The organism is Streptomyces sp. NPDC054770 (genome assembly GCF_053611985.1).
In genome coordinates this window covers 81,160-101,509 of the sequence record NZ_JBSHBL010000011.1, presented here as the reverse complement: position 1 = coordinate 101,509, position 20,350 = coordinate 81,160, and the positions used below count along the sequence as shown (strand labels likewise).

The 20,350-nt window shown below is 73.0% G+C and carries 14 protein-coding genes; 3 read left to right on the top strand and 11 right to left on the bottom strand.

What is annotated here, in order from left to right:
* Window positions 1-195: 195 nt before the first annotated feature.
* Window positions 196-1,926, top strand: coding sequence for a dolichyl-phosphate-mannose--protein mannosyltransferase (locus tag ACWGKQ_RS13010; RefSeq protein ID WP_453291972.1), 1,731 nt, complete (start codon window positions 196-198; stop codon window positions 1,924-1,926).
* A gap of 47 nt (window positions 1,927-1,973) precedes the next feature.
* On the opposite strand, the gene ACWGKQ_RS13005 is transcribed toward ACWGKQ_RS13010, so the two are convergent.
* On the bottom strand, window positions 1,974-3,299 hold the full coding sequence (locus tag ACWGKQ_RS13005) for an alpha/beta hydrolase (RefSeq protein ID WP_453291971.1): 1,326 nt from the start codon (window positions 3,297-3,299) through the stop codon (window positions 1,974-1,976).
* A gap of 196 nt (window positions 3,300-3,495) precedes the next feature.
* Between ACWGKQ_RS13005 and ACWGKQ_RS13000 the strand changes: the two genes are divergently transcribed.
* Both ACWGKQ_RS13000 and ACWGKQ_RS12995 read left to right on the top strand, forming a co-directional pair.
* Complete coding sequence (locus ACWGKQ_RS13000; protein WP_453291970.1) at window positions 3,496-6,552, top strand: AAA family ATPase; 3,057 nt, start codon at window positions 3,496-3,498, stop codon at window positions 6,550-6,552.
* A gap of 136 nt (window positions 6,553-6,688) precedes the next feature.
* Entirely contained in the window at window positions 6,689-8,314 is a 1,626-nt protein-coding gene (locus ACWGKQ_RS12995) for a S53 family peptidase (protein ID WP_453291969.1), read from the top strand.
* Between the two features lie 118 nt (window positions 8,315-8,432).
* Here the strand turns inward: ACWGKQ_RS12995 and ACWGKQ_RS12990 are convergent, their stop codons facing one another.
* The 10 genes from ACWGKQ_RS12990 to ACWGKQ_RS12945 form a co-directional block, all read right to left on the bottom strand.
* Window positions 8,433-10,319, bottom strand: coding sequence for a hypothetical protein (locus ACWGKQ_RS12990; protein WP_453291968.1), 1,887 nt, complete (start codon window positions 10,317-10,319; stop codon window positions 8,433-8,435).
* A gap of 107 nt (window positions 10,320-10,426) precedes the next feature.
* A complete protein-coding gene (locus ACWGKQ_RS12985) occupies window positions 10,427-11,218 on the bottom strand; it encodes a hypothetical protein (RefSeq protein ID WP_453291967.1) in 792 nt (263 codons plus the stop codon).
* Between the two features lie 154 nt (window positions 11,219-11,372).
* Window positions 11,373-12,356, bottom strand: a complete 984-nt coding sequence (locus tag ACWGKQ_RS12980; RefSeq protein WP_453291966.1) for an alpha/beta hydrolase family protein — start codon at window positions 12,354-12,356, stop codon at window positions 11,373-11,375.
* Between the two features lie 124 nt (window positions 12,357-12,480).
* Complete coding sequence (locus ACWGKQ_RS12975) at window positions 12,481-14,562, bottom strand: hypothetical protein (protein WP_453291965.1); 2,082 nt, start codon at window positions 14,560-14,562, stop codon at window positions 12,481-12,483.
* An 80-nt stretch (window positions 14,563-14,642) separates the two neighbouring features.
* Complete coding sequence (locus tag ACWGKQ_RS12970) at window positions 14,643-15,116, bottom strand: hypothetical protein (RefSeq protein WP_453291964.1); 474 nt, start codon at window positions 15,114-15,116, stop codon at window positions 14,643-14,645.
* Between the two features lie 221 nt (window positions 15,117-15,337).
* Window positions 15,338-16,429, bottom strand: a complete 1,092-nt coding sequence (locus ACWGKQ_RS12965; RefSeq protein WP_453291963.1) for a helix-turn-helix domain-containing protein — start codon at window positions 16,427-16,429, stop codon at window positions 15,338-15,340.
* Window positions 16,430-16,560: 131 nt separating this feature from the next.
* Window positions 16,561-17,817, bottom strand: a complete 1,257-nt coding sequence (locus tag ACWGKQ_RS12960) for a sulfate adenylyltransferase subunit 1 (RefSeq protein ID WP_453291962.1) — start codon at window positions 17,815-17,817, stop codon at window positions 16,561-16,563.
* A gap of 2 nt (window positions 17,818-17,819) precedes the next feature.
* The gene (gene cysD, locus ACWGKQ_RS12955) at window positions 17,820-18,722 is read right to left on the bottom strand and encodes a sulfate adenylyltransferase subunit CysD (RefSeq protein ID WP_453291961.1); all 903 of its coding nucleotides are present in this window, start codon (window positions 18,720-18,722) and stop codon (window positions 17,820-17,822) included.
* Window positions 18,719-19,270 carry an adenylyl-sulfate kinase gene (cysC, locus tag ACWGKQ_RS12950; protein ID WP_453291960.1) on the bottom strand — a complete coding sequence of 184 codons (552 nt, stop codon included), beginning with the start codon at window positions 19,268-19,270 and terminating at the stop codon, window positions 18,719-18,721. Before cysC ends, cysD begins: the two co-directional genes overlap by 4 nt.
* A gap of 190 nt (window positions 19,271-19,460) precedes the next feature.
* Window positions 19,461-20,273, bottom strand: coding sequence for a PaaX family transcriptional regulator (locus ACWGKQ_RS12945; RefSeq protein ID WP_453291959.1), 813 nt, complete (start codon window positions 20,271-20,273; stop codon window positions 19,461-19,463).
* Between the last annotated feature and the right edge of the window lie 77 nt (window positions 20,274-20,350).

Genomic DNA, 20,350 nt, shown 5'->3' with positions numbered 1-20,350 from the left:
CTTCCGTTGCAGGGCAGTCCGGGTGCCGTAGCCCTGAGTCCAGGGTATGGCCCAGGCCTTACACGTGGCCACCCCGGAACGGCAATCACAGGCATTCGCTCAGACGGTCGGATGCGCGTGGACCAGGGGGGGCCACCTCGCCCTCGTAGGACTGCCGCTTCGCGGTCGGGTGCGGGCACCGCCTAAGGTCGTCCGGTGACGAACAGCAGCGCGACGCGTTCCCACGACCTCGACGGCATACGCCCGGCGCCACCGGCCCCCGGGCGGCTGGCCCGGCTGCGCCGGTTCGGTTACGCCGGGGCCCCGCAACCGGCCGCCGGCGTGCGGGAACGCCTGGTCCCGCCCTTTCCCGAGCCCGCGACCCGCCTCTGGCAGCTTCTGGGCCTCGGCCCGGTCCGGGCACAGCGGCTGGCGAGGGCGACGCAGTGGCTGGGCCCGCTGCTCGTCGCCGCCCTGGCCGGTGCCCTCCGCTTCTGGCACCTCGGCCGGCCGCGCGACCTGATCTTCGACGAGACGTACTACGCCAAGGACGCCTGGTCGATGCTGCATCTCGGGTACGAGGGCACCTGGCCCGACCGCAAGATCGCCGACCCGCAGATCCTGGCGCACCCGCAGGTGATCTCGCTCTCCGACACCGGCTCCTTCGTCGCGCACCCGCCGACGGGCAAGTGGCTGATCGCCCTCGGCGAGGGGCTGTTCGGCCTCGACCCCGTCGGCTGGCGCTTCATGACGGCGCTGCTGGGCACCCTGTCGGTGTTCATGCTGTGCCGGATCGGCCGCCGGCTGTTCCGTTCGACGTTCCTGGGCTGTCTGGCCGGGGCGCTGATGGCGATGGACGGCCTGCACCTGGTGATGAGCCGCACCGCCCTGCTGGACCTCGTCGTCATGTTCTTCGTCCTGGCCGCGTTCGGCTGCCTGCTGATCGACCGGGACCGGTCCCGGGCCCGGCTCGCGGCGGCCCTGCCGGCCGACGCGGCGGGGCGGGTGCGCCCGGACGCCGACACCGCCGGCCGGGCCGGCACCGGCCGCCGGCCCTGGCGCCTCGCGGCCGGCGTGCTGCTCGGCCTGGCCGCCTCGACCAAGTGGAACGGCCTGTACGTCCTGGTCTTCTTCGTGGTCCTGACGCTGCTGTGGGACGTCGGCGCCCGCCGCGTCGCCGGGGCCGCCCGTCCGTACCGGGCGGTGCTGCGCCGGGACCTCGCCGGGTCGGTGCTCGCCCTCGTCCCGACCGCGCTCCTGACGTATCTGGTGACCTGGACCGGCTGGTTCCTGTCCGACGACGGCTGGGGCCGGCACTGGGCGGACGGCCGCGGCGGCACCTGGTCGTGGATACCGGCCCCGCTGCGCAGCTTCTGGCACTACGAGTACCTGGTGTACCAGTTCAACGTGAACCTGCACACGCCGCACAAGTACCAGTCGAACCCCTGGAGCTGGCTGGTCCTCGGCCGTCCCGTGCTGTTCGCCTACGACTCCCCCGAGCCCGGCCGGGACGGCTGCTCCACGGCGGCCGCCTGCACCCGCACGGTCCTCGCCCTGGGCACCCCGGCGCTGTGGTGGTCGGCCTGCCTCGCCCTCGGCTACCTCCTCTACCGCTGGGCCCTGCGCCGTGACTGGCGGGCCGGCGCGATCCTCTGCGCGGTGGCGGCCGGCTACCTCCCCTGGTTCCTCTACCAGGACCGTACGGTCTTCTCCTTCTACGCCGTGGTCTTCGTGCCGTACCTGTGCCTGGCCGTGGCGATGATGACGGGGGCCCTGCTCGGACCGCCGGGCGCGACGGAGCGACGCCGGCTGCGGGGCGCGGTGGCGGCCGGGGTGCTGGTGCTCCTCATCTCCTGGAACTTCGCCTACTTCTACCCGATCTACACCGGGCAGACGATTCCCTACAGCGGCTGGCAGGCCAGGATGTGGCTCGACACCTGGATCTGAGGCTCGCCCAGCTGTGCGGTCGGCGGTGTGCGGTCAGCGGTGTGCGGTCAGCGGTGTGCCGAGGCCGTGGGCCTGGGCGTGGGTTCCTGGCCCTCCGCGCGTACCGAGCCGTGGCCGGGCCGGGTGCGGGGGCTGGGACTGGGGCTGCCTGCCGCCTCGGTCGTCTCCTTCGTGGCGTGGTGCCGGGGCACGACGTCCTGGGGGAAGGTCAGCTGCTCGTTCATCCACTTCAGGGCGGCGGGCATCTCCCGTACCCAGGTGGGGAAGTTGTGGCTGCCGTTCTCGGGGAGGATGGAGACGACCCGCATGGGTGCCTTGACGGCCTTGATGAAGGCCTCGGTCTGTGCGTAGCCCTTCTCGCCGTGCTTGCTGTTGGCGACCAGGACCGAGACCTGGGGGGCGGGCAGGTGCTTCAGCCGCCACATCAGGTCGTGGCCGTCGACCCGGGCCTGGCGGCCGGGACCGCTGCCGAAGAGGTTGCCGGTCGTGGGGTCGTCCTTGACCTCGTAGTCGGGCGACAGGGCGGCGGCCGTGGTGTAGACGCCGGGGTCGCGCATGGTGAGCTGCAGGGCGCAACTGCCGCCCGAGGAGTACCCCATGACGCCCCAGGAGTTCGCGTCGTGGCCGGCCCGGTAGACGGACTTGACGGCTTCGGGCAGGTCCTTGGCCAGGAACGTCTCGGTCTGCGGTCCGCCGGGGACGTCCACGCACTCGGTGTCGCGCGGCGGGGCGATGGTGGGCCGGATCATCACCATGATCGTCGGCTGCATCTGCCCCTTGTGCTGGAGCTCGCCGGCGGTCTGCGAGACCCGCAGGTGCTGGGCGAGGTTGAAGATGCTGCCCGGGTAGCCGCTGAGCGCGACGATCACCGGGAAGCGCATGCGGTGGTACGCCTTCTGGAAGTACTGCGGCGGCAGGTAGACGAAGGCCGGGTCGACCACGCCGGTGCGGCGGCCGATGATCTTCACCGACTCCACCCGGCCGACGGCCGCTGCGGGCCCGGACGGCAGCCCGCTGACCCGGCTCAGCTGCTGGTCGCCGGCGGGCTGCACGAGCGACGCCCCGCGGACGCTGCTTATGCCGTTCACCGAGCCGCCGCCGTTCCCGCCGGCCGCCTGCGTCACGCCGACCGGAGCGGTGTCGACGTTGCCCAGCAGTTCGTTCCAGGAACCGAAGAACTGGTACGACGAGTTCACCGCGCACGCGAACGCCGCGACGATCGTCACCTGCGTCACCGCGACGGCCCCGAGCCGCCCCAGCACCTGCCACAGTCCCGGCCGGGCCAACCGCGGCCACAGCCAGACCAGCAGGGCCACACACAGGGCGGCCAGCGCCGCGAGCGCGTATACGGTCGTTCGACTGGTCAAACCCATGTCACTCAGTCCCTGGTTGTCCTGCCCGTGCATCGTTGCTTCCGCACAGGAGGAGGGCCGAAGAGCCTTCCGCGTTCCGTAACGAGGGATTCAGGAAGAAGACATGACCTGTTGGGCCATGTCGGGCAGGGGCGGCGGCGCCGGGAGGTGACGAACGTCATTGACACGGCGGATCACCGGAGGTTGTCATGAACACATGCTTCTGACCGGGCGCCGTACGCTGCTCGACGCCGCCCGGGTCCAGGCGGCGGCGCGCCCCGGACTGCTCCTCCACGGCCCCGCCGGCATCGGCAAGTCCACGCTCGTGACAGCCCTCTTGGCGGACCCGGCCGCCGGCACCGTACTGCACTGCGCGCCCGCCGAGGAGGACGCCCGGCTGCCCTTCGCGGGGCTCGTCGACCTGTTCGCGGGGGTCCCGGAGAGCCGCCTGGAGACGCTGCCGCCGGAACCCCGGGCGGCGCTGCGGACGGCCCTGCTGCGCGGCGGCGGACCTGCGGACGGCCGCGGCCTGCTCGGCGTACGCGTCGCCGTCCTCGACGCGCTGCGCGCCCTGGCCGCCGACGGTCCCGTCCTGCTGGTCGTCGACGGCCTCCAGTGGCTCGACGAACCGACCGCCGACGTCCTCGCCTACGCCGTGCGCCGGCTCGACGGCCCCGGCATCCGGATGCTCGCCGCCGAGCGGGTGCCGGACGGCGGCCGGCCCGAGCGGCTGCGCTGCTGCCCGCCGGGCACTGTCGAACTCCCCGTGCCGCCCCTGACGGACGGCGAGACGGCCCACCTCGTCCGTACCGACCTCGGCGCCGACCTGCCCCCGACCGTGCTCCGGGCGATCCTGCTGACCGCCGCAGGAAACCCTTACTACGCACGGGAGTTGGGGCGCGCCGCGCTGCGCGCCCCGGCGCCCGCCGGGTTCGGCGCGCTGCCGCCGGTGCCCCCGGGACTGCGCACCCTCCTGCTGGAGCGGGCCCGTTCGCTGCCGGACCCGGTGCGCCGCACCCTGCTCGTCGCGAGCGCCGCCGCCCGCCCCAGCCTCACCCTGCTGCGCGCCGCCGGGCTGCCGGACCCGGCCGCCGACCTCGCGGAGGCGGAGCGGCTCGGCGTCGCGGCGGCCGACGCCGACGGGGTCGTACGCTTCCGGCATCCCGTGCTCCGGGCCGCCGTGCACGCCGACGCCGGCGCCGACGGGCGCCGGCAGGCGCACGCGCTGCTGGCCGGCGCGGTGCCCGAACCGGTGGAGCGGGCCCGCCATCTCGCCCTCGCCCACCCGTACGAGGACGAGGCCACGGCCCGCACCCTGATGTCCGCGGCCGGGTCCGCACGCAGCGACGGCGCCCCCGGCACCGCCTTCGAACTGGCCGTCCTCGCCGCCCGCCGCACCCCGGCCGGCCACCCGGCGGAACGTGCCGAACGGCTGCTGGCCGCCGCCGAGTACGCCTGCGACGCCGGACGCACCGAGGAGGCGGGCGAGGCCGCCGGGGCCGTACTCGCCCGGTCGGGCTCGGCGGCACAGCGGGTGCGGGCCCGGCTGGTCCTGCTGCGCGGCGCCGGGCAGGCCCTGGAGGGCACCGAGGACCTGATCGCGGACGGTCTGCGGGACGCCGCCGGGGATCCGCGCTCTCAGGCCCGGCTGCACCACTGGGCCGCCGTACGGGGCCTGCTGTGCGGGGAGTTGGCGGAGGCGGCCGAGCACGCCCGGCGGGCCGCGCGGCAGGCGGGCGCGGCCGGCGACACCGGGACCCGGATCGACGCGCTCGCCACCCTGGCCCGGGTCCGGTCCCTGGCCGGGGACCCGGTCGCCGCCGACGCCGCGCTGGCGGAGGCGCTGACCCTGGTCGGCGGGTCCGGCGCAGTCCGCGCCGGTTCGGCAGCGCCCCGAAGGGGCGCGGGGCCCCATCCGATATGCGGCTGCCGCCGCGATGGGGGTCCCCCCGGGTTCGAGCGAAGCCGAGAACTTGGGGGAGCGACCAGCCACGACGGCGCCGCAGTCGACACACAGCATGTCGCGGCGCTTCCAGCGGAGCGTTCCTGCGGCCCGGAGAGCCGGCGGCTGATCCGGATGCGGGCGATCCTCGCCCTGGACTCCGACCGGGTGACCGAGGCCCGCGACCAGGTCGTCCCGCTGCTCGCCGCGACCGGTGAGCCGGCGGGCGCCGAGGAGACCGTCGCGACCCTGGTGGCGCTGACCCGCATCCAGGTGCGCGCCGGACAGTGCCGGGAGGCGCTGCGCACCGCGGCCCGCTGTTCCCGCGCCCTGGCCCAGGCGGCTCCGGCGCTCTACGCGGCGGCCCTGGCCGCGACCGCGGGCGGAGCCGTCGACGAGGCCCGGCGGCTGGCCGCGCAGGCGGTCCGCGCCTCGGAGGCGGACGGCGACCGGCTGTTCCTGCTGCGCGCGCTCGCGGTGCTCGGGCAGGCCGAACTGCTCGGCGGCGACCCGCGCGGGGCGGCGGCCGCCGTCGAGGCGCTGCAGCGCGTCCGGGAACTCGGCGAGGCCATGTGCGCCGCCGACCCGCCGCTGCTGCTCTGGTACGGCGACCTGGCCGAGGCGCTGGTGGTGCTGGGCGAGACGGACGCGGCCGGGGCCGTGCTCCACGACGCCCGGCAGCGGGTGCCGGACGGGGCGCCCGGCAGCGTCCTGGCCGCCCTGGACCGGGCGGAGGGGCTGCGCGAGGCGGGCCTCGGCCGCGCGAAGGAGGGGGCGGTACGGCTGCGCGCCGCCGTCGACCGGCTGCGCCGGCTGCCGCTGCCCGTCGAACTGGTCCGCACCCTGATCGCGCTCGGCGCGGTCGAGCGGCGCGCCCGCCGCCGGAACGCGGCCCGCCAGGCGCTCGCCGAGGCCCTGGAGACGGCGACCCGTATCGGCGCGGCCCCGCTCGCGTCCCGGGCCCGGGACGAACTGGCCCGGCTGGCGGCCTGGGAGCGCGGCGGCGGCGAGACGGGCGCGGGCGGGCCCGGACTGACGCCCACGGAGGCGCGGATCGCCGAACTGGTCGGCGGCGGGGCGACCAACAGGGAGGTCGCCGCGGAGCTGTTCATCAGCGTCAAGACGGTGGAGGGGGCGCTGTCCCGGGTCTACCGCAAGTTCGGCGTGCGCTCGCGCACCGCGCTGGCGCACGCGATGGCGGTCGCCGTGATCGCCGCCGGCGCGACGGTGGACACCGGTGACGACGACCGACCCGGGCCCGCCGCACAGACGGTGACGGTGAGTCAGGCCGCGCGGGCCCGCCTCCCCCGCCCGCTCGACACACGCCGTTGACGTGACATCCGCAGTTAACACGTAACGCAAGGGTTCCCCCGCTTACGGGGGTGGGGCCGCAGTTCCTACGGTGATCCCGTTCCGTTTCCGGGACGCAACTCCCCACCCCCCACTCTCCATTCCTCGGAGGACCCCAGTGAAGTCACGCCTGAAGCTGCTCGGCCTGGTCGCAGCGCCGGCCCTGGTCACGGCGGTCATTCCGGCCGCCTACGCGGCGAACGCCCCGCACACCGCCCGGGCCACCGTCGCCGGTGACGTCCTGCCCGGCCTGAAGCACGACGCCGCCCGCACCGGCAAGGTGGCGGCCGGCAAGCGGATATCCGTGGCGATCAGCCTGGCTCCCCGCGGCGGTTCGGCGCTCGACACCTTCGTGGCGAAGGTCAGCGACCCGCACTCGGCGTCCTACGGCCACTACCTGACCAAGAGCCAGTTCGCGGCCCGCTTCGGCCGCACCGACGCCGAGGTCAAGAAGCTGAGGGACTACCTGCGCTCGCAGGGCGTCACCGTCGGCAAGGTGCACTCCGGGAACCTGCTGGTCGACGCCAGCGGCACCGCCGCCCAGCTGCAGAAGGCCTTCGGCACCCAGCTGTCGACCTGGAAGGACGCCACCACGGGCCGCTCCTTCTACGCCAACGACAGCGCGCCGACGCTGCCGTCCTCCCTCGCCTCCATCGTCAGCGACGTGGCGGGCCTCAACAACCGCGTCCAGCTGCACCACCAGGCGACCCCGCACACCGTCTCCCCGCACGACGGCCCCGGCGGCGGCTACACCCCGGCCCAGCTCAAGGGCGGCTACAACGTCTCCAGCACCTACACCGGCAGCGGCCAGAAGATCGCGCTCCTGGAGTTCGACGGCTTCCAGCAGTCCAACATCACCAAGTACGACACCAACTACAGCCTGGGTTCGCCCACCCCGACCGTGTCCAAGGTGGACGGCGGCTCCGGCTCGCTCGGCGACGGCCAGGTCGAGGTCGAGCTGGACATCGAGGTCCTGCACGCGATCGCCCCGAAGGCGAACGTGACGGTCTTCGAGGGCCCCAACTCCGACGCCGGCGAGGTCGACACCTACCAGGCCATCGTCGACTCGGGCATCCCGACCACCTCGATCAGCTGGGGCGCCGCGGAGTCGGCCCGCACCACCTCCAACATCAACGCGGTGGACGCGGTCTTCAAGACGGGCGCCGCCGAGGGTCTCGGCTTCTACGCGGCCTCCGGTGACGACGGCTCCGACGACGCGGGCGACGGCGGCACCTCCGTCGACTACCCGGCCAGCGACCCGTACGTCACGGGCGTCGGCGGCACCAAGCTGACCGTCACCTCGGCCAACGCCTTCAGCAAGGAGGTGGCCTGGTCCGGCGGCGGTGGCGGCAAGTCCTCCGTCTTCAAGATCCCGAGCTGGCAGACGGCCGTCCAGAAGAGCGCGGGCGGCGGCTACCGCCAGGTCCCGGACGTCTCGGCGCACGCCAACCCGAGCCCCGGCGTCTCCATCTACTCGCAGGGCTCCTGGTCCTCGGTCGGCGGCACCAGCGCGGCGGCCCCCGAGTGGGCGGCGTTCGCGGCGCTGTACAACCAGCAGGCCGCGGCGAAGGGCAAGGCCAACCTCGGCTTCGCCAACCCGGCCCTCTACGCCGCGAGCGGCACCGGCTTCCACGACATCACCAGCGGCAGCAACGGCGCCTACTCCGCGGCCACCGGCTGGGACTTCACCACGGGCTGGGGCTCCTACAACTCCACGACCCTGGCGACGAAGCTCCTCGGCTGACCCGCACCCCGCACCACTGAACCACCCGCCCCTGCGCACACCGGGATCCGTCCCGGCCCGCGCGGGGGCGGTGGTGCGTGGGCCGCCGGTGCCGGGCCGCCTGCCGGGCGCCCGGGGGTCAGGATCTGCGCAGGACCCGGTTGGCCCCCGCCACCACCGTGCTCGCGAGCACCCAGCCCACGCTGACCAGGACGACCACCACCCACTGCATGGCGCCGTGGGAGCTGTACGAGCGCTCCTGCCCGAAGTCGACCACCGGCAGCAGCAGGTCGAGGGTGTACACGGCCGGCTGGAAGTCCGGGGGCGTGCCGTCGCCGTAGGGCTGCGGCGGCCAGGTCGCGAAGAGCGCGGTGCCGACGGTGAAGAAGACGGCGAGCAGCAGCACCGCGCGCAGCGGCCGGTAGCCGTAGCCGACGGTGAGGTCCTGGAGGAGGCTCCAGATCCGGGCGGGCCAGGCCAGGGTGGACCGTCTGCGGCGCTGTTTGGCGAGCAGGACGCGGCGGGCGTCGGCGTCCCGGCCGTGGCGCACGTAGTTGGCGGCCAGCTGCTCGTAGGGCTGCGGGGCGAAGCCGGCCGGGTCCCGGTCGAGCCAGGTCAGCCGCCGGTGCCCGGGCAGCGCGGGCTTGGTGCTGTCGTAGGCGAGGCCCTCCAGGACCAGCGAGCGGGGCCAGCCGGCCGGGTCGTCGCGCAGGACGCCGACCCGGGTGTGGCTGAGGTCGACGATGCCGTCCGGTGCCTCGCGGGGCTTCAGCGTCAGCTCGGCGGCCGCGGAGCGCCGGCAGATCAGGGCACGCTCCCCCGCCGGGACGTCCAGCAGGGCGTTCTCGAAGCAGAGCCTGGCCCGTACGGTGATGCTGCTGAGGGAGATCCGGCCGTGCGCGGTCAGTCCGTCGCAGCAGTTGAACTCCGCGCCCACCTCTATGCCGTTGGCCCGCAGGGCGGCGGCCCCGGCGCGGCCGGTCAGCTCGGCGCCCTCGAAGAGGGCCGAACCGCCGACCCGGGCGTCGCAGAGGTCCACGGTGCCCTGCGAGACGAAGCCGTCCCGGCAGTCGAGGTCGCCGCCGACGTGCAGGCGGTGGGCCCGGAGCGCGGTGCCGGCCGGATGGTGCAGCCGGGCCCGGCGCAGGACGACGCTGCCCCGCACCGAGGTGTCCCGCATGTCGACGCTCCCCCGTACGGTGAACCCGGAGCCGGCCTGTATGTCGCCGCCGACCGAGGCGCAGAGCAACTGGAGCGCGGGTTCGCCGCCTTGTGCGTCCGCACCGGTCAGGGTGCTGTCCTCCAGGTGCAGCGAACCGCCTATCGAGGCGCCGTAGAGGTTGATGCCCCCGTCGCCGGCGAACCCTTGGTCGAGGTAGAGGCCGCCGCCCACGGTCAGTTCGGGAGCCTGGAGGCAGGCCCGGTCGCCCTGGAGGGTGGCACCGCGGAAGCCGAGGGTGTCCTGCACCCGGGAGCTCTTGAGCCGGACCGGACCGGTGCACAGCAGCCCGGTCGCCGAGAGGTGTTCCTCGACGGCGAGCGACTGGGCGTCGACGGCATCCGCGCCGTCCGGCGGGTGCACCGTCGAGCGGTCGAGCAGCAGGTGCGTGCCGACGGTCAGGGAGCGGAGGTTGAGGGTGCCGTCGAGGGCGCACCCGACGATCTCGCACTCCTGGCCCACCCGCGCCCGGGCCGCGCTCAGCCCGGGCAGGGCGCAGTCCGTCAGCTGGAGCACGCCGAACTGCCCGCCGTCGAAGCAGGGTTCGGCGTCGAAGCGGCAGCAGTGGAGGCGTATCGCGCCCGTGACGGCCGCCTCGGCCAGATCCAGGGTGCCGGTGATCCTGGCACCGCGGAGCCTGAGCCGGGCCAGCCGCCCAGGTACCGGCCGCGGCGCGGCGACGAGCAGCCACCGCAGGACCTCGGCCCGCACCTCCGGCACGTCCTCGCACCACTCGCCGTTCCGGTACGCCTCCCACAGCCGGCGTTCGTGCGCGTCCCAGTCGTCCGGCGGGCCGTCGTCCGACACCCTGTGATCCCCCTTCGCACGCGTCCCGCACGGCTGCGGAGCAGGACGTTGCTACCCGACCGGCGCGCAGATCACGCCTGGCACCGTCGAGGGCGACCAGGGGGGTGTCACCTGACGTCGACGAAGTCTCCGGCCGCCGTGGCCGGGCCGGTGGTGGCGGTGCCGGCGAAGACGTACCGGAAGTAGCCGTCCGCCGTGGCCTTGGTGGTGGTCCGCAGGGTGCCGCCGGCGCCGCTGGTGACGGTCTTCAGGGTGGTGTAGACGGAGCTGCCCTTCTTGCGGAACTGCAGCTTGGCCGGCTGGCCCTGGTAGCCGGTGTAGCTGCCGCTCTCCCAGTTGGCGCGGGTCAGCTTGCCGGTGACCGTGATGGTTCTGCCCTTCTTCACCGGCTCCGGCGCGGCGTTCACCGTGACCTTGGCCAGCCGCTTGACCGAGGCGGTGCCCGCGGCGTCGATCTCCGTCCAGTCGTCGGTTCGGTCCTGCGCCCCGGCGAGCACCTTCCAGGTACCGGCGAGGCCGTTGTGGTCGAGGTCCCGTGCGGCGTCGACGGCGATGCTCACCTTGCAGTCGGCGGTGGTGGGGTTGGGGATGGCCGGCACCTCGCACGTACCCGCCGGGTACGCCCCCAGGATGCCGTCCTCGTCGTCGGTGTTCGGGCCGTGCCACAGGTAGGCCCAGGACGCGCCGATGCCGTCCGGGTCCGTGGCCGTCCAGGTGATCGTGACGGTCTTCTTCGTGGTCAGGCCGAGCACGATGTCCTTGCCGCCGTTGACGACGACGTGCGAGAACGTGGTGTCACTGGCCGCTGCCGGTGCCGCCGCGTGGGCGGTCGCCGGGATCACGGACACGGACAGGGCGGTCGTCAGGGACGCGACGGCTGTGGCCGGGCGGATGCGCATGGGTCCCCCTCCGGGACGGCAGACTCCGCCGTCTCCCCACGGCGAGGCCTGATGGTGTGTCATCGGTGGCTAGACCCACGAGGGACGGTCCCGGTTGTGCTGTTCTCCGAACCGGTGTCCCCGGCGTCCTCCTGCGGTGCCGCGGCGCGGTGGCCTACTTGCACTCGACTCGGCCGGCCGGGGCCGTCCCGGTCGTCAGTGCCTCGCACGCCGTCTGCCAGGCGTGGCGGTCGGGCCGCAACTGGGTGCGCAGGTAGGCCGCGGTGAGCTGCCCGAGGGCGGCGACGCGCTCGGGGTTCTCGTCGGTGGTCTCGTCGGCGTCGTATCCGGAGACACCGCCGAGCAGGTGCTCGGCGCCGAACAGGGTGAGCAGGGTCTTGGGGGCGGGGGCGAGGCGGTACGGGTCGGCGTGCCAGTCGGGGCCGATGTCGGTGAAGTGCCGGGAGTCGTCCTTGTCGCCGACGACGACCAGGGTGGGCGTGGTCATCGTGGAGAAGTCGGTGGTGCGGAAGAACGGCACCTTCTCGGCCATCGGTCCGTTGAGTATGTCGCCGCCCCTGCCGGGTGCCGCCAGTAGTACGCCCGCCTTGATCCGGGGCTCGCTCAGGTTCACCTCCGTCCCGGTGTCGGGGTCGGTGATGCGGGCGCCCAGCAGGAGGCTCGCGGTATGGCCGCCGAGGGAGTGCCCGGCGACCGCGATCCGGCCGTGGTCGAGGCGGCCGGCGAGCTGCGGCACGGTGTTCTCCACCTCGTCGAGCCGGTCGAGGATGCGGCTCATGTCCTCGGCGCGCGAGCGCCAGAAGAAGGGGGCACCGGGGGCGCCGGCGAGTTTCCGGCTCAGGGTCCGGGAGCTGAGGTGCGTGGGCTGGACGACGGCGAATCCGGCTGCCGCCCAGAGGTTGGCGAGGGGTGCGTACCCGTTCAGCGAGGAGAGGTTGTGGGAGCCGCCGTGGCCGTGGGAGAGCAGGATGACGGGCAGACCGGTCCCGGTCGCGGGCGCGGAGACGCGGAGCTGGAGGTCCACGGGCCGCCCGGGCACGGACAGGGTCACCGGGCTGTAGGACAGGACGGGCGTGGGCGGGCCGAAGGCGGCGGTGTCGGGGCCGGTGCCGTCGCCGGTTTCGGTGGATGGGCTCATGGTGGGCGGTTCCCTTCTGGCGTCCCGCACACCGGCGGGCAGGCGTGTGGCCGGACGCGTGCGGCCACAGCCGAGAAAAACGGAACACTGTCCCGATTACTATCCGGAACAGCGTCCCGTTTTGTCAAGCGGCACCGGTCGCCGACCGCCGGGAAGGTCTGGCCCGGGGGCTCTGTCGCGTCGAGGGCGAGCGGGTGCCCGGTCCCCGTCGGGCGAGCGCGAGATGTCTCTGGAGCCGTGCGTGACGGAACTGGTAGACCGGTCCGGCCTGACGGAGGACGCCCGACCGATGGGCGTCCTCGAGAAACGCGGCGACCCTCAGGGGCAGCCGACGCTCGGCCACGGGAAGCCAGCAGCGCACCAGGACGGCCCACCGCGGCCAGGCGCCGATGGTGACCAGCTTCCAGACTCCGGACATCGCACCGACGGCAAGCCCCACCGGCAGCCAGCGCGTCCCGAGAGCAGCCACCAGGATGAGAGACATGCCCATCGCGTGGAGCACACCGGTGATCAGGGCCTGCTGCACCGTCCGTCTGCGGTCGATGGCCAGCAGCGCGGCGGGAGTCGCGATCATCCGGATGTCCTCCGCCTCCTCCAGGAGTGCCGTGGTCGACGCCAGTCCGATCAGGAAGGAGCCGGCCAGCCCCATGACGACTCCGACCGGTAACCCGGTCCACCAGCCCGTGCGCCGGCCCGCCACCAGACCCACCGCGATCGGGCCCTGAAGTACGTGCCCCGGCATGGCACGCCGAGCCTCGGCCGCCCAGGCGGCCGGCCGGTTGCGGACACCACGGATCTGCAACCGGACACGTGCGGGTGCCGGCCCGGGTTCGGCGCCGAAGGCGATCTGGCCCGCGCGTGCGCTGGCAGCCGCTCCGAGCAGCACAGTGCCCGCCGCACACACCTGGATGAAGGGGTGCGCCGACGAGATGAAGGGCCCGGTGACCGCCGTACCCGCCAGCAGCGCACTGGTTCCGGCGGCCCAGTGTCCGAGCCGCACTCGGACCCCACCGGGCAGCGAGTCGCCCAGCCGCCACCAGGCAAGGTCGTAAGTGCCCTGCTCCTCAAGGTGCTCGGCCAGACCGACCAGCCATTTCTCGGCGCGTTCCGCATTCCAGCGCCGGCCGCGCCCCGAAGTCCGCCGACGGCCGTACACCGCGGGCAGGTAGGCACTGAGCAGATGGGATTCGAGATCTTCCTGGTGGTCGAACCCGACCAGTTCCCAAGGGTCGCTTCCGGGCGGCTCGCTGTAGATCTCGCGCGCCATCGCGGCCATCAACGGCACGGAGAGCACCGCGCGCAGAGTCTCCGCCCGGCCGGTCCGCATGTGGTCCAGCACCTTGTCCCACACGCTGTCGCCGGTTCTGGCCGCCCCGGCGACAGGGGCACTGCGCGGCAGATAATGAGCAAGCTCCGCCAGCGTCAGGTCCTGGAGCTCGACCACGGCGGCCTGGGCGAGGGGGCCGGATTCGACGACTGCTTTCTCGTATTCCTCGCGTCTGCTGGTGAGCAGGAACGGGATGCCGCTGTCCCGCAGCGCGACCAGGGCCTTCGCGTGCAGTCCGGGGGCCATCTCGTCGAAGCCGTCCAGGACGGGCAGGATGAGCCGGTCATGGGACGACAGGAGAGCGCCGGCCTCCGAGGTCCCGTCCATGGGCTCGGCCAGGCCGGGCTCCAGTTCGATCAGGCGCTGTGCCAGCCAGTCCTCCAGCGCGACCTCCGGATTCCACGACGCGAGGCCGAAGACCACCGGAACCGACCGTCCGGACGGCGTTCCCTCCAGCCCGTTCGGCGCCTGACGCCGCTCTTCGAGGCGAGCGCGGGCGAACGCCAGGGTCAGGCAGCTCTTGCCGGAGCCGGCCTTGCCGAGCACCACCAGCCGCCCGGACTCGATCGTCCGGTACACCTCCGCGATCCGTTCGATGCGACCGTCCAGGGCCAGCGGGCCGCCGTCCTCGCCCATCCGGTTCATGCGGATGTTGGCCCACTGGTCCTGCAGGCCGTCCACCGGGCGGAAACACACCGGAAGCAGGCCGGGGTAGTGCAGACGGCGTGTTACCCATTCCCTGTTCCACTGCGTGTGGAAGTTCGCGGCAAGTGCGTCCGCCGTCTTCCTCAGCCGCTGGTGCCGGCCGGACCCGGACAGGTCCGCCGCCACCGTCACGTTGCCGTTGTTGACACCCATCGCCACGAGACCGCCTGCCACGTGGGCGACGTCCGCCAGGGCGGGTGCCGCGCCGTCCGCGTCCGAGGCGACGGGGGGCGTGCGTACGTCGGCCGGTCCGGTCAGCCCTGTTCCGGAACCGGCACCGTAGGGTGGGACAGATTCAGCTCCCCCTGGAAGACACCGGCGGCGAACGCACCTCGGTCGGCTCTGACATCGACCCTCCCCTGTGTCACCGACCCGTCGCCCCTGGTCGGCTGCTCGGCGTCGAAGCCGGAGAGCAGAGAGCGAAGCCGGGCCGCCATCCGGTCTCGTTCCTCGTCGGCCAGACCGGCGAACAGGGCTTCGAACCTGGTCTGCCAGGCCTCCTCCTGACGCCGGCGCAGGACGTGCGCCTCCTGCGGCGGCACCGAGCCGGAGAGAACGTGTGCGGACTCGCCCAGCCGCTGCCACTCGGCGTCCTCACGGTCCTGATCGCCGTTGCCCAGCCAGCGGGCCAGCCGCCGCCGGAAGCCTTCCCACGCGTCACTGCCGGCGGCCTGCACCACCGCCGCCGCCCCCGCGGTGGCCAAAGCGGCCAGCTCGTCGTCGAGCATCCGTCCCCCCACGAGTACCTGCCGGTTCCGATGCCACGGACCGGCTCCCCACTCCCCCTCGGAGTGGCCGGGCTGCGACCGTAACGGCCGCGGGGCGTCCTTCATGCCTTTCCCGGCAATCAGCACATCACCGCCGACGTATGCGGTATGGGGCAGGACGGCCGGGCCGGCCTGGACCGGCCGGCCAACCGCTGAGGAGCGAAGGGTCCGGGCTCCGGGCTTCAGCTCTTCGGTGTGCTCTTCAGGGCCGCCTCGCAGGAGGGCCAGTCGTGGAAGTCGTGCCGGACGCTCCACAGACGGTGCGCCGCCCTGATGTTCCAGTCCGGGTCGAACGCCCGCAGCGGGGTGCCGCCGAGGTCCCGCAGGCGGGCGTCGGAGATCTGGAAGACACCCCAGTTGCGGCTGCCGTCGGTGTTGGGCAGGACGTACAGCGGGTCGAGGAACGACGCACAGCGGGCGACGGCCACGGCGGTGCCGGGATCCTCGGCGAACACCTCACGGATCCGCTGCGCCACCCTCGCCGGCGACCAGGTCGTCATCCTCACCTTCTGCGCGTAGAGCGCCTTCTTGGTGGCGTCGTCGACCACGCTGGTGGCCGGCAGACCCGCCAGCACCTGGAACGCGGTCACCCTGCGCAGGGTCTCCGGCCCGAAGTCCCCGTCGACGGCGAGTCGGCCCTTCGCCCGCGTCAGCAGGTTCTGGACCTCGCGCACACACTCGTCGTGCTGCCCCATGCTCACCGTTGCGCACGCGGGGGAATAGAGCAGTTCGCCGCCGGCCGCCGGTGCGGCACCGGTGGAGCCTCCGCCGGGCAGCCGCATCCACAGGGAGCCGGCCACCAGCACCACGGCGACCGCGGCGGCCAGTATCGCGAAACGAGGGGACAGCTTCCCGGGCAACCGGGGCCGCGGCGGCTTCCCGGTCCCTCCGGGAGCGGTCTCCGGCGGGGTGACGTCACCCGGCTCCGACTTCGGGTCCGGGGCCGGGTCCGGTTCCAGTGCCGTGGGCGTGGGCGTGGGCGTGGCCGGGTCCGGGGTCGGCTCGGCGGTCACGGCCGGTGCGCCCCGGTCGGTGTCCGCCAGCGCCCACAGCCGGTGGAGCTCGCGGAGCTCCTCCGCACTGGCGCCGCACACCTTGGCGAAGGCGTGCACGGCCCGGTAGTCCGTCGGGACGCCGGCGCCGGAGCAGTACCGATGCAGGCTGGAACCGCTGACGCCCGCCTCCTTGCCGAGGCGGTCGTACCCCCGGCCGCTGCGGTCCTTCAGCATCCGAAGGTAGGCGGCGAACTTCTCGGTCTGCGGAGCGGCAACCACGCATCCCCCCTTGCTCAAGCCCCCTGCCGACGGGGAGAAGCTACACCGGGGAAATGACCTGCGGGTGTCCTTTCAGCACCTTAATCCGACCTCAATTGGCTTTCTGTAGACGCTATTTGACAAAACGTCAATTACTCGCACATCCCCGCCGCCAGGACGGCGCCGTCGGCGGGGTCGAGCAGGATGAAGGAGCCGGTGAGGCGGGAGTCGGCGTAGGCGTCCAGCGGGAGCGGTTCGGAGGCGCGCAGGACGGCGGAGCCGATGTCGTTGACGGCGAACTCGCCGGGGCGGGCATCGCGGGTGAGGCCGTGCGTGAGGTCGATGCGGTGCGGGAGCGCCTTCACGACCGCCTTCACGGTGCGCGTGGCGTGTTTGAGCAGGACGCGGGAGCCGACGCGCAGGGGGCGTTCGTGGAGGTGGCAGACGGTGGCGGCGATGTCCTGCGTGACGGCCGGGGCCTGCGCGCTGGGCGCGATCAGGTCACCGCGGGAGATGTCGAGGTCGTCGGCGAGCAGGACGGTGACGGACTGGGGCGCCCGGGCGCGGTCGACGGGTGTGCCGAGGTCGTCGATGGCGGTGATGGTGCTGGTGAGGCCGGAGGGCAGGACGGTGACCTGCTCGCCGACCCGCAGCACCCCGGAGGCGATCCGGCCCGCGTAGCCGCGGTAGTCGGGGAGTTCGGCGCTCTGCGGGCGGATGACGTACTGGACGGGCAGGCGGGCGGGGGCGTCCGCGAGTTCGGTGCCGACGGGGACGGTTTCCAGGTGTCCGAGGACGGTGGGGCCGCCGTACCAGTCCATGGCGGCGGAGGTGGTCACCACGTTGTCGCCGGCGAGGGCGGAGACCGGGATCGCGGTGATGTCCGGGATGCCCAGCTCACCGGCGTACGCCGTGAACTCCCCGGCGATCGCCGCGAACACGGACTCCTCGTAGCCGACGAGGTCCATCTTGTTGACGGCGAGGACGACGTGCGGGACCCGCAGCAGGGCGGCGACGGCGGCGTGCCGGCGGGTCTGTTCCACGACGCCGTTGCGGGCGTCGACGAGGATGATCGCCAGCTCGGCGGTGGAGGCGCCGGTGACCATGTTGCGGGTGTACTGCACATGGCCGGGGGTGTCGGCGAGGATGAACCGGCGTTTCGGGGTGGCGAAGTAGCGGTAGGCCACGTCGATGGTGATGCCCTGTTCGCGTTCGGCGCGCAGGCCGTCGGTGAGGAGGGCGAGGTCGGGGGCGTCCTGGCCGCGGCTGGCGGAGGCGCGTTCGACGGCTTCCAGCTGGTCGGTGAGGACCGACTTGGAGTCGTGCAGGAGCCGTCCGACGAGGGTGGACTTGCCGTCGTCGACGGAGCCCGCGGTGGCGAACCGCAGGGTGTCGATGGTGGTGCTCATGTCTAGAAGTACCCCTCGCGCTTGCGGTCTTCCATCGCGGCCTCGGAGAGCTTGTCGTCGGCACGCGTCGCGCCGCGCTCGGTGAGCCGGGAGGCGGCGATCTCGGCGATGACCTTCTCGATGCTGTCGGCGCCGGAGTCGACGGCGCCGGTGCAGGACATGTCGCCGACGGTCCGGTAGCGGACCTGGCGCTTCTCGACGCTCTCGCCGTCTTTCGGGCCGCCCCACTCGCCGGCGGTCAGCCACATCCCGCCCCGTTGGAACACCTCGCGGTGGTGGGCGAAGTAGATCTGGGGCAGTTCGATCTCCTCGCGGGCGATGTACTGCCAGACGTCGAGTTCGGTCCAGTTGGAGAGCGGGAAGACGCGGACGTGTTCGCCGGGGGCGTGGCGGCCGTTGTAGAGGTTCCACAGCTCGGGGCGCTGGCGGCGCGGGTCCCACTGGGAGAACTCGTCGCGCAGGGAGAACACCCGTTCCTTGGCGCGGGCCTTCTCCTCGTCGCGTCGGCCGCCGCCGAAGACCGCGTCGAACTTCTCGTTCTGGATCTTCTCGGTGAGGGGGACGGTCTGGAGGGGGTTGCGGGTGCCGTCGGGGCGTTCGCGCAGTACACCGCGGTCGATGTAGTCCTGTACGGAGGCCACATGGAGGCGCAGCCCATGTGCGGCCACCACACGGTCCCGGTACTCCAGGACCTCGGGGAAGTTGTGTCCGGTGTCCACATGCAGGAGCGAGAAGGGGACGGCCGCCGGGGCGAAGGCCTTCAGCGCGAGGTGCAGCATGACGATGGAGTCCTTGCCGCCGGAGAACAGGATCACCGGCCGTTCGAACTCGCCGGCCACCTCGCGGAAGATGTGGACCGCCTCGGACTCCAGCGCGTCCAGGTGGGACAGCGTGAAGGTGCTCATGCCAGCCCCCGCTCGACCAGCAGCGCGTGCACCGCGTCCGCCGACTCCTGCGGGTTCTGCTGCTCGGTGTGCAGCACCAGCGCCGGGTCGACGGGCGGCTCGTACGGGTCGTCGACGCCGGTCAGCCCGGTCAGCTCACCCGCGGCCTGCTTGGCGTACAGGCCCTTCACGTCCCGCTCGCTGCACACCTCGACCGGGGTCGCCACATGCACCTCCAGGTACGGCGTCCCGCTCTTCTCGTGCCGGGTGCGCACCGCCTCGCGGCTGTCGGCGTAGGGGGCGATGACCGGGACGACGGAGAGCACGCCGTTGCGCGCGAGCACCTCGGAGACCAGGCCGATGCGCTGCACGTTGGTGTTGCGGTCCGCCCGGGAGAAGCCGAGGCCGGCCGAGAGGAAGCGGCGTATCTCGTCGCCGTCGAGGACCTCCACGCGATGTCCCTCGGCCTTGAGCCGGTCGCCGAGGAGGCGGGCGATCGTCGTCTTGCCCGCACTCGGCAGTCCCGTCAGCCAGACCGTGGCTCCCTGAGCCCTTGGCGTGGTGGTCATGCGCAACAGACCTCTTCCTTACCTTCTCGGCGAACTCGCGAACGACCCGTCGAAGAGTAGGTAAGAAGTCTGAGAGGAGTGGTTAAGGAAGCTGAGGTTTGACTGAGTGACTCCTGGTAGGCAAGGGGTCACAGCGTCCTGCAATGAACATTTCACAAAGGGGCCGTGTGTTCACAGAGCCGGTGGCAGGTCACAGGCCGGCGAAGGCGCCCCCGGCCGCCCGCAGCCGGTCGTGCAGTGCGCGGAAGACGGCGGCCGAGCGGGTGCCCGGCCAGTCGGCGGGCAGCAGGCCCGTCGGCAGTCCGGGGTCGGTGTACGGCAGGTGGCGCCAGGAGTCGAGGGTGCGGAGATAGTCGCGGTAGGCGTCCTCCGGCGGAGTGTCCGTCCGGTGTTCCCAGTCGCGCAGCACCGGCTCGTGGGCGTCGAGGAACTGCTCGTGCGCCTTGGCGATCGCCGTCAGGTCCCACCAACGGGCGACCGCCTCGGTGGTGGGTGCGAAGCCGAGGTGCTCGCCCCGGAAGAAGTCCACGTACGGGTCGAGGCCGAGCCGGCGCAGGGTGTGCCGGGTCTCCTCGAACAGCCGGGCCGGGGCGATCCACACGCCCGGCGCGGCCGTGCCGAAGCCCAGTCCGGCCAGCCGGGAGCGCAGCACGTGCCGTTTCTGCCGCTCCGACTCGGGCACCGAGAACACCGCGAGCACCCAGCCCTCGTCCTCCGGCGGCGCGTCGGCGTACACCCGGCGGTCGCCGTCGTCGAGCAACTGCCGTGCTTCCGCGGAGAGTTCGTATCCGGCGGCGCCCTGCGCGGTACGGGCCGGGACCAGCAGCCCGCGGCGTTTGAGCCGGGACACCGACGAACGTACGGACGGGGCGTCCACGCCCACGGCGGCCAGCAGCCGGATCAGCTCGGCGACGGGCACCGGGCCGGGCAGGAAGCGGCCGTACGCGCCGTAGAGCGTGACGATGAGGGACCGCGGGGCGTGTTGCTCGGGCACGTTGATCATTTTAGGTCCCCGGCATCGCTGCTGGTCACCTTCGGTGCACGGCTGAACGTGAGTCAGTGCTCCGGGGCCGGTCCCGG

Bases quoted from the DNA above. Each gene is read 5' to 3' on its own strand.
- ACWGKQ_RS12980 (WP_453291966.1), bottom strand. From the start codon at position 12,356: ATGAGCCCATCCACCGAAACCGGCGACGGCACCGGCCCCGACACCGCC.
- ACWGKQ_RS13000 (WP_453291970.1), top strand. From the start codon at position 3,496: ATGCTTCTGACCGGGCGCCGTACGCTGCTCGACGCCGCCCGGGTCCAG.
- ACWGKQ_RS12970 (WP_453291964.1), bottom strand. From the start codon at position 15,116: ATGCTCGACGACGAGCTGGCCGCTTTGGCCACCGCGGGGGCGGCGGCG.
- ACWGKQ_RS12960 (WP_453291962.1), bottom strand. From the start codon at position 17,817: ATGAGCACCACCATCGACACCCTGCGGTTCGCCACCGCGGGCTCCGTC.
- ACWGKQ_RS12985 (WP_453291967.1), bottom strand. From the start codon at position 11,218: ATGCGCATCCGCCCGGCCACAGCCGTCGCGTCCCTGACGACCGCCCTG.
- cysC (WP_453291960.1), bottom strand. From the start codon at position 19,270: ATGACCACCACGCCAAGGGCTCAGGGAGCCACGGTCTGGCTGACGGGA.
- ACWGKQ_RS13005 (WP_453291971.1), bottom strand. From the start codon at position 3,299: ATGGGTTTGACCAGTCGAACGACCGTATACGCGCTCGCGGCGCTGGCC.
- cysD (WP_453291961.1), bottom strand. From the start codon at position 18,722: ATGAGCACCTTCACGCTGTCCCACCTGGACGCGCTGGAGTCCGAGGCG.
- ACWGKQ_RS12945 (WP_453291959.1), bottom strand. From the start codon at position 20,273: ATGATCAACGTGCCCGAGCAACACGCCCCGCGGTCCCTCATCGTCACG.